The following is an 8,640-nucleotide window of genomic DNA, read 5'->3' as shown; positions in this document are numbered from 1 at the left end:
GACTTCCTGACGAACCTCTTGCAGGAACTTCAGCGGGTTCAGTGCAGCCATCAGCTCTACTTTCGGTCGGGCCGTCAGGCCAAAAACGAAGAACCGCGCGAGTCACCCCGGGCGGCTTGGGAAGCGGTATCTAATGGCTTGGACCAGCTATTGCAAGCCCAAATGACGGGCCGCTGTCAACCTGCCGAAGGCGGCAAACGGCCTGTCAGGCATCCGTCAGCTTGCCTCCGTTACCAACGGAGCACGGACCCGCGGCGTGATTCTGGGGCGAAGCGAATGGGGGCACTGCGACAGGCAATGACACGAGCCCAACTCGGACACTGGTTGCCGGTGGCGATCGTGATCGCAGCGGCGATTGTCGCATTCCTCGCCGCCTTCGACCTCAGTCTCTCCCTGCCGGTCGACATGGAATAGTGCGAGGCCATCGATGCTCACCGCCTACGACCTTCATCCCGATCCTGCCGCAGCGCTGCAACTGGTGGGGCTCCAAGCCGCCGATGTCGAACGCGAGTTGATCCTTGCGACCCTACGCGCCACGCACGGTAACCGCACCCACGCCGCCGCCATCCTCGCCATCAGCATCCGGACGCTGCGCAACAAGCTGCATGACTATCTCGAGGAAGGGATCAGCGTGCCGCCTCACGACGCCGGAAACTCCGACGAAGCATAGAGCCGGCGCATCGCGAAGCTGTCATAGCGCTCGCCATCGACCTCCAGCGTCGCCGCACTCAGCTTGCCGGGCAGCAGCGACTCCATGGCGTAGCGCAGCGCCAGGGCGGCAGAGGGGAAGCGACGGTAGTCGAGGCCGGCCTTCCGCCCCACTTGCACGGGAAAGTAGAGATCGGCCGGTTCGGTGTAGTCGAACGGCGTCGGCAGGCCTTCGTTGCCGACGCCCGGAGCGGGGTCGGCTGAAGTTTCTCGCCTAATCGGCATGGTGTGCGCCTCCGTCAGCCGAGGCTCACGCCGAAGCGCAGCAGCGGCGCCAGGACGAACAGCGCACCGAGAGTGATGAAAAAGCTCAGCGCCACGGTGAGGGTGCGACTGGGCATGCGACGAACCGCGACGGGCGCGGTGTCGGGATGATCGACGGGCATATCGGGGTGTCGCTTTCGCTGGTGGCGCGTTCATGCGCCGCAACACCCTACGCCCTCGCTCGACACTCAGCTATCGAATTCGCCGCGAGCGCTCAGCCGGCCCCATCAGGACTGGCAATGGAATCGGGGATGGACGCGGAGCCTTCGGGTGCCGGTTTCGCGCCCGACATGCGGTTGAACCACCGAATGGCGAAGCCGAAACCGACCAGCAGCAAGCCGCCACCGACAATCGAGAGCGGCGACGGCCCCAAGGTAGCGAACCACTGGATGAAGAAATGGATCGCCCCGAACACGGCGGCGGCATTGACCACCCAGCGGCGGTTGGCGCGGATCGCCCAGAAGCCGGTAACGATGAGCACCAGGGCCCAGGCCACGCTGAAGGCCGGCGGCGGCAGGTTCAGTGCGTCGTCGCCGAACAGCGAGCCGATGAGGAAGCCGCAGTTCAGCATCAGGATGGCAACGCGCGCCGCGATGATCGCCAACCGCTCATAGTCCGGCGGCAGCCGCAGCGACAGCAGATAGAGCCCGAGCGTCAGCACCGCGAGGATGCCGATAGTCAGCGCCGGTTGCCAGAAGAAGCTGCCATTGTAGGCGGTCGCCCCGCCCACCGTTGCCGTCAGCATGATCACCGACAGCGCCGCCAACAGCCCCGAGCGCGCCGCCACAGCCGCCACTGCCAGCCCTGCCCCGATGGCCAGATTGATCGGGACAGAACCGTTGGCGAGGATCGAGACGCCGCCCGACAGGACAAGCGCGCCGATGGCGACCGACACCTGGCCGAACAGCGTCCAGCGTTCGATACGGTTGAACCTGAGCACCAGCCCCAAGGCCAGCAGCAGTCCGCCCAGCACAATGGCGGCCTCTGCTGTCGGGAACAGCGCACCGAGACCGATGACGATGGCGCAGGCGCCGAACGACAGCAGGATGTTGGTGCCCAGAGCACTGGTATCGGCGGTGGCCAGGCGCTTGAGCCGATCAGCCTCGGCCTGCGTGAGTTCGCCGCGCGCGACGAGATCGTCGAGATCGAGCATCACTTTCATGTGGTCACGTCCCCGCGGGCTCCACGCGTCTTATTGAGACAGATCGGCAGAGGCGGCAAGGCTCACCGCGCGTGTCCCCGCTGCGGCTTTGCGAAAAGTGATCCCGTCGCTCGGGAGGATGTCATTGTTAAATGCGCAGCCCTGCCCGCCACCTTATGAGTAGGGCCTTCGGGAGGAAGCAGCGGGCAGCTGACTCTGGTGGCAAGCTGTGTCGCGCCCGCTGACTTTCTCCCCGAGGCTCCATGCTCGAGACGATCCTGCTCAAGGCGCTGTACGCTAGCCTGGTGGCCGCAATGCTGGCGACACCGGTCGCGATGTATTTCGGCATGCTGTGATCAATCGGCGGACGACAACGGGCGCGCCACATTCAGCCGGCAGTTTGTGGAATTGGTCGGCGCTCAGGCGCCTGGGCAGGTGGCAGGGGCAGAAGGACTTGAACCCTCGACCCTCGGTTTTGGAGACCGATGCTCTACCAACTGAGCTATACCCCTAAACCTGCGGCCCTCCCTCTACTGAAAAGCCTCGGGCGACGCAAGTGGCAAGGGGGCAACCTTCGCGTGAAGATTGCATGGCGCCGTGGCCAGGGATTAGGCTTCGTGCCGCGCAGCCCGGCGCTTCACCGAAGGCCGGGCGCGCTTGGAGGTAACCAGGGGAAATAGATGAAGAGACTCGTTCTCGTTGCCGCGCTCGCCGCGTCGGGTTTCGCCGTGCCTGTCCTGCCCGCCGCTGCCGCTCCGATGCTGTCGGATTCGGAAGTGAACTGCCTGATCTTTCCGGCCCTGAAAAAGGAGTGCTGGGAAAGAGGCGCCGAGATGCTGAAGGCAACGCCGGCGACCGTCGTAACGGCTACGGCCACCGTCGCCGAAGCAACCGAGACCACCGCGACGAAGCTCAAACTGCCGCTGCTGTGGAACTGTACCGCCGCACCCCAGGGCTCGGGCCACCTGCTCGACTGCTGACCGCCCGGCGGCACCGCCGCCCGGTTGGTCTGCTGCACAAAATTTGCAGGCCCGGCAGCAGTGCCGGGCCTTTTCTCATGCGCCGCTTCGAAAACGCAGCAAGTCATCACGGGTGGTGAAAAGGATAGTCGTGGTCGGCAGCGCCGATATCGGAGCGAAGATAGGGGCTGAGCTCGCGGATATCGGCTATCGGATGCGCCCGGCGCGGCAACAGGGTGTGCTTCACCCAGCCGAGCAGCCGAGCAGCGCGGGACCTGGGGGCCTGGTAGAGCATTTCTCGTCTCCGTCAGTTTTGATGTGCTGACCGGAAGATGCGCTCGCAGCGCTTTGATTTCCAACCAAAGCTCGAGTATCCTACATAAGGAGGCCTTATGTCAGATCACCTACCCCCACTGGCTGCGATCCGTGTTTTCGAGGCTGCGGCCCGGCACCTGAGCTTCACCCGCGCGGCCCAGGAACTGGGGATGACCCAGGCCGCGGTGAGCTACCAGATCAAACTGCTGGAGGAGCGCGTGGGCTCGCCCCTGTTCCTGCGGCGTCCGCGTGAAGTGGTGCTGACCGAAGCCGGTGAGCGGCTCGGGCCGGAGGTGAGCCGCGCCTTCGATATCCTGCGAAGCGCTTTCGTCGATTTCGGCGAACGTGAGCACGGCACGCTGATCGTCAACACCATGCACACATTCGCCGCGCAGTGGTTGGCGCCACGGCTGGGCATCTTCCAGTTGCGCCACCCGGAAATCGCGGTGCGGCTGGAGACGACAGACCGGATGGTGGACTTCGGGCGCGAGCAAGTGGACGTCGTCGTCCGCGCGGGCAAGGGCAACTGGCCTGGACTCAACGCGGTGAAGTTGATCGACGTGCGCTTCACGCCGATGTTGTCGCCGGCTCTGGCGGCCACTATCGGCGGCGTGCGCGAGCCCGCCGACATCCTGAAACTGCCATTGCTCGATTCCGACGACCCATGGTGGATCCGCTGGCTCGATGCCTACGGCCTGCCGCACGATGTGCTGAAGCAGCAGACGACACCGTCAATGAATATGCAGACCTTCGACGCCATCGCGGCGATGGCCGGCCAGGGCGTAACCCTGCTCACCCCCGAGTACTTCCAGCGCGAGTTGGCCGAGGGGCGGCTGATCCAGCCATTCGAACGCGTCATAGATGTCGGCACGAACTACTGGCTCGCCTACCCTGAGGGGCGCCGTAACGTCGCCAAGATCAAGGCATTCCGAGACTGGGTGGTCGAGGAAGCGAACAAACCGATCGGCTGAGAGAACCGCGCTGTCAGGTGTTGGAGCGGGTGAAGGGAATCGAACCACGAAGGAGCCGCCGGCGGCTCCGACCAGCGACGAAACGAGGGTTCATATCCGCGGACCGGGCGTTGGAGCGGGTGAAGGGAATCGAACCCTCGTCATAAGCTTGGAAGGCTTCTGCTCTACCATTGAGCTACACCCGCGCCGGAGCGCCAGCGCTTCTTAGTGGTTGAGGCGCGATGCTGGCAAGCCCGTTTGCTCCCTTCATTGTGGCTTGCCCACGAGCAGGATCGGAGTCAGCGTGCCGTATGCGCGCCGCAATTGCTCTGCTGGTGCTGCCGCTGCTGGCGGCCCCTGCCCCGGTTTACGCCGAGGATGCCCGGTTCATGCTGTGCGAAGCCTTGCCCCACCTGACCTGCGTGTGGTCCGGCGACAGCTTCTATTTGCGTGGCAAGGTTGTCCGCCTGGCCGACGCCGTCTCCCCGGAGCGCTACACCGGGGAATGCCCCCAGGCGAGCCAGCTTTCATGGCGATCGGCGCTGCGGCTGCGTGACCTGCTGAATGCCGGGACATTCGAAATCGCGGCTTCCGAGGGGGCCGAACTGGCCGCGGTGACACGGAACGGACAGTCGCTGGGCGAGCAGATGATCGCCGAAGGGCTGGCTCAGGAGAGGACGCCCGAGGCGCCGAACTGGTGTGGCTAGCGACCACGCGCTACAGGCGAACGTCTGATTGACTCCGGGCGCTGCCGCCGGATGGATGCCGTGTCTCGAGGAGGATGACGATGCGGCTTGGTATGAGCGGGTGCTTTCTGCCCGCGGACATGAATGACCTCACCCCCGAAATGTGCCGACGGGTTCGCGATGCGGGCTTTTCCGGCATCTTCACGCGCTTTCGCGACAATGATCCGCTGACGGCGCGGCGCGAGGATGCCGAACGCCTCAAGGCGCTGCTGGCCGACGAGGGCGTGGCACTGTTCCAGACCACCGGGTACTGGCAGAATCTGGTGACCTCGGACGAGACGGCTCGGGCGCTATCGGTACGCGTGGTGCAGGCGGCGCTGCGGCTCGCCGGCTGGATGGGAGCGCGCGGCATCGACACCGGTCCCGGATCGATGAACCCTGACGGGCCATGGTTCCCGCATCCCGACAACTGGACGGCCAAGGCCGAGGAGCAGTTGATCCGCTCGCTGCGTGAATGCGCCAAGGCGGCCGAGGACGCCGGCGTGTTTCTCAGCCTCGAATCGCACTCGCTGGTGACGCCACGCACACCCGGGATCGCCGCCCGCATCCTCGATGCGGTGGATTCGCCTTGGGTGCGCTGCGACTACGATTCCGCCAACTGGATCACGCTCGAGACGATCTACGACACCGGCGGCGCGCTCAACGCGCATTTCGATCTGCTCGGCCGCCACATCTGCAGCGCCCACGCCAAGGACATCTGGGTTGAGAACCGGCTGGCGATCCATCTGCAGGATGGCTGTCCCGGCAAGGGTGTCATGGACTTTCCGACGCTGTTCAATCGGCTCGAAGCGCTCGATCCGGACTATCCGCTGATCGCCGAGGGCAACTCGAGCGAGGAGCTCCCCGAGGTCGGCGCGCTGTTCCACCGGATCGCCGAAGAGAACGGCATCCGCATCCTCGATGTCGCCGACAAGCCGGGGGCGGCACGATGAAGCTGCTGCTCGTCGGCGGGGCCGGCCATGTCGGCCAGCTGATCACGCCCTACCTCAAGGCCAGGCATAGCCTGCGAGTGCTCGACCTCACAGCACCCGCCGACCCCGATGTCGAGCATGTTCAGGGCTCGGTGCTCGACCCCGATGCGATCCGCCGGGCGCTCCAGGGTGTCGATGGCTTCGTCTGGCTGGCCATGCGCAGCGCCCAGGGCGGCATGGTCACCGACCAGGATGTCGAAACCATCGTGAACAACTACGACTTGAATACCAAGGCATTGCACCTGTTCCTTTATCTGGCACAGGAAGCCGGGGTGAAGCGCGGCGTCTATACCAGCTCGATGAGTGTCCACTATCGCGGCCGGCCGAACTACCCCGGCGAGGACCAGGTGCCACTCGACTCGCCGTCGGTTTACGGCCTGAGCAAAGGGTTGGGCGAGGAAATCTGCGCCTACTTCGCCCGCTGGTTCGGCATGAACATCATCGGGCTGAGGATCAGCGGACCGCGCAAGCGGGCTGACTACCTGGCACAGCGCCGCAACCCGCAGCGTGCCGGCGACGGCAGCTATGTCTATCCGCTCGACGAAGAAGACATGGCGAACGCCTACCTGGGCGCGCTCGAGGCCGTGACGCCACCCTCCGCGGGTGGATACGAGTCGCTGTTCATCGTTGGCGACGAGAACGGAGAGGAACACGACCTTTCGAAAGCCGCCCAACTCATAGGCTGGCAGCCGCGATCGCACCAGCTGCTGACCGAATAGCACTGGGACACGAAGAATCTTCCAGACGCTCGGAACCATGGCGCGTCCTTGTCGTTCATTCAGGGGTGTCTGGGGGACCATATGCAGGCTGAACGGGTAGACCTCGACGAGGGTGAGCGCATCATCGAGGCGCGGCTCGCGGCGATTATCGATTCTTCCTTCGATGCGGTGATTGCCAAGGATCTGAACAGCATCATCACCGACTGGAATCCGGCAGCCGAGCGGATGTTCGGGTATTCGGCCGACGAAGCCATCGGCCGCTCCATCACCATGCTGATCCCGCCGCATCTGCAGAGCGAGGAAACCGACATCATCCGGCGCATCCGCGCCAATGAGCGGGTCGAGAGCTATGAGACGGTCCGGCTGCGCAAGGATGGCAGCACGGTGTTCGTGTCGCTGACCGTGTCACCGATCCGCAATCCGCGCGGCGAGGTGGTGGGGGCATCGAAGATTGCCCGCGACATTACCCAGACCAAAGAGAGCGAGCGGCGGATCCAGGTGTTGCTGCGCGAAATCAACCACCGGGTGAAGAACCAGTATGCGGTGATCCTGTCGCTGATCCGCGAGACCGGGCTCAGTTCAGTGTCGATCGACGAATTCCAGCAGAAGATTCGCACCCGCATCGCCAGCCTCGCGGCCTCGCACGACCTGCTGGTGCGCTCGGAGTGGACCGGCTCGACGCTGGCCGAGCTGGTCAACGCGCAACTGGCGCCGTTCGGGCACGAGCAACTGGTGACGATATCCGGTCCTCTGGTGTCGGTCTCACCGAACGCGGTGCAGAATCTGGGCATGGCGTTTCACGAGCTGGGCACCAACTCAGCCAAATACGGCGTGCTGGCCGGCCGCAGCGGTTCGGTGACCGTATCGTGGTCGTTGAGCCGGGGCGCTGAGCCCGAACTGACGGTGAACTGGGACGAAGCGTTTGACGAACCCCTGGAGTTGGAGCCGCAAAGCGGCCGGGGTTTCGGTACTGTGGTGTTGGAGCGGGTAACGCCGGTCGCGCTGAATGGCCGCGCCAGAGCCAGCCGGACCCGGTCGGGCATCACTTGGACGCTCGAGGCACCGGCGAACTCGGTTTTGATGCAAGAAGCTGGCGCGGACGGCGATGGCTAAGCGGCGCCGCCTGCACCTCCGGTGATCGTCGGGGAACGGTTGCGCTTCGGATAACGGTACCGTCTTATTTCGCGGCAACCGGGACCGACGAGGCAATGGCAACACTTCACTTGATGGTCGGACTGCCCGGCAGCGGCAAGACGACGTTGGCCCGGAAGCTTGAGGTTGATCACAGCGCGCTCCGCCTGACCGTCGACGAGTGGCATGTCCGCTTGTTCGGAATGGACGTCGAGGACCACAGCGATGACGCCGATCTCGCGATCCACAACGCCAGGCACGGGGCAATCGAGTCGCTGCTGTGGGAGACGGCGTCGAGGGCTTTGTTGCTTGGCGTAAACGTGATCCTCGACTTCGGCTTCTGGAGCAAGCGCGAGCGGGACGAACTGCGCGCGAAGGCTCGCGACCTCGGTGTCGGCTTCAGGATCCACTTTGCCGATGCGACTGAGGACTTGTTGCTCGAGCGCATCAGGGCCCGGAACAGAGAACTGCCGGCTGGCACGTTTCACATCCCCGAGACGAGGCTCAAACAGTGGATTGGCCTGTTCGAGGCCCCAACGCCCGACGAGCTCAACGAGTAAGCCGGGTGTCGGCTCTGAGACTACCGGCCATGTCAGGGGTGGTGGAGGGGACTGGATTCGAACCAGTGTACGCTAAGCGAGCAGATTTACAGTCTGCCGGATTTAACCACTCTCCCACCCCTCCATTCAGAGCCGGAGAAACGAACGGCGCCCGTCCCCGGGCGCGTCGTCGGGGC

11 protein-coding genes and 3 tRNA genes are annotated in these 8,640 nt (G+C 64.5%); 8 read left to right on the top strand and 6 right to left on the bottom strand.

Features of this window, described 5'->3' with window-relative positions:
* Window positions 1-427: 427 nt before the first annotated feature.
* Window positions 428-670 (top strand): helix-turn-helix domain-containing protein, encoded by a 243-nt coding sequence (locus tag VGV07_RS03185; protein WP_414649905.1) that lies wholly within the window; start codon window positions 428-430, stop codon window positions 668-670.
* On the opposite strand, the gene VGV07_RS03180 is transcribed toward VGV07_RS03185, so the two are convergent.
* The 3 genes from VGV07_RS03180 to VGV07_RS03170 form a co-directional block, all read right to left on the bottom strand.
* Window positions 640-933, bottom strand: a complete 294-nt coding sequence (locus tag VGV07_RS03180; protein WP_326867242.1) for a hypothetical protein — start codon at window positions 931-933, stop codon at window positions 640-642. The two genes, VGV07_RS03185 and VGV07_RS03180, sit on opposite strands and share 31 nt — an antisense overlap.
* 253 nt (window positions 934-1,186) lie before the next feature.
* Window positions 1,187-2,134, bottom strand: coding sequence for a hypothetical protein (locus tag VGV07_RS03175; RefSeq protein ID WP_326867241.1), 948 nt, complete (start codon window positions 2,132-2,134; stop codon window positions 1,187-1,189).
* A gap of 415 nt (window positions 2,135-2,549) precedes the next feature.
* Window positions 2,550-2,625: transfer RNA gene (locus VGV07_RS03170), tRNA-Trp, on the bottom strand.
* A gap of 168 nt (window positions 2,626-2,793) precedes the next feature.
* Here VGV07_RS03170 and VGV07_RS03165 point away from each other — a divergent pair.
* A complete protein-coding gene (locus VGV07_RS03165) occupies window positions 2,794-3,093 on the top strand; it encodes a hypothetical protein (protein ID WP_326867240.1) in 300 nt (99 codons plus the stop codon).
* Window positions 3,094-3,199: 106 nt separating this feature from the next.
* Here the strand turns inward: VGV07_RS03165 and VGV07_RS03160 are convergent, their stop codons facing one another.
* Complete coding sequence (locus VGV07_RS03160; RefSeq protein ID WP_326867239.1) at window positions 3,200-3,367, bottom strand: hypothetical protein; 168 nt, start codon at window positions 3,365-3,367, stop codon at window positions 3,200-3,202.
* Window positions 3,368-3,464: 97 nt separating this feature from the next.
* Between VGV07_RS03160 and gcvA the strand changes: the two genes are divergently transcribed.
* Window positions 3,465-4,358 carry a transcriptional regulator GcvA gene (gene gcvA / locus VGV07_RS03155; RefSeq protein ID WP_326867238.1) on the top strand — a complete coding sequence of 298 codons (894 nt, stop codon included), beginning with the start codon at window positions 3,465-3,467 and terminating at the stop codon, window positions 4,356-4,358.
* A 111-nt stretch (window positions 4,359-4,469) separates the two neighbouring features.
* Here gcvA and VGV07_RS03150 read toward each other — a convergent pair.
* Window positions 4,470-4,543, bottom strand: a tRNA-Gly gene (locus tag VGV07_RS03150).
* 105 nt (window positions 4,544-4,648) lie between these two features.
* Between VGV07_RS03150 and VGV07_RS03145 the strand changes: the two genes are divergently transcribed.
* From VGV07_RS03145 to VGV07_RS03125, 5 genes are all read left to right on the top strand, one after another.
* On the top strand, window positions 4,649-5,044 hold the full coding sequence (locus VGV07_RS03145; RefSeq protein WP_326867237.1) for a hypothetical protein: 396 nt from the start codon (window positions 4,649-4,651) through the stop codon (window positions 5,042-5,044).
* A gap of 80 nt (window positions 5,045-5,124) precedes the next feature.
* Entirely contained in the window at window positions 5,125-6,015 is an 891-nt protein-coding gene (locus VGV07_RS03140) for a sugar phosphate isomerase/epimerase (RefSeq protein ID WP_326867236.1), read from the top strand.
* The gene (locus tag VGV07_RS03135) at window positions 6,012-6,773 is read left to right on the top strand and encodes an NAD(P)-dependent oxidoreductase (RefSeq protein WP_326867235.1); all 762 of its coding nucleotides are present in this window, start codon (window positions 6,012-6,014) and stop codon (window positions 6,771-6,773) included. Before VGV07_RS03140 ends, VGV07_RS03135 begins: the two co-directional genes overlap by 4 nt.
* Before the next feature lie 48 nt (window positions 6,774-6,821).
* Window positions 6,822-7,886 (top strand): PAS domain S-box protein, encoded by a 1,065-nt coding sequence (locus VGV07_RS03130; protein WP_326867234.1) that lies wholly within the window; start codon window positions 6,822-6,824, stop codon window positions 7,884-7,886.
* Between the two features lie 95 nt (window positions 7,887-7,981).
* Window positions 7,982-8,464: an ATP-binding protein gene (locus VGV07_RS03125; RefSeq protein WP_326867233.1), complete on the top strand. Its 483-nt coding sequence runs from the start codon at window positions 7,982-7,984 to the stop codon at window positions 8,462-8,464.
* A gap of 39 nt (window positions 8,465-8,503) precedes the next feature.
* On the opposite strand, the gene VGV07_RS03120 is transcribed toward VGV07_RS03125, so the two are convergent.
* Window positions 8,504-8,588 (bottom strand) — tRNA-Tyr (locus VGV07_RS03120).
* Window positions 8,589-8,640: the final 52 nt, after the last annotated feature.

Source organism: Devosia sp., assembly GCF_035944845.1.
Lineage (GTDB): Bacteria > Pseudomonadota > Alphaproteobacteria > Rhizobiales > Devosiaceae > Devosia_A.
This window is presented reverse-complemented; position numbering and strand designations above follow the sequence as displayed.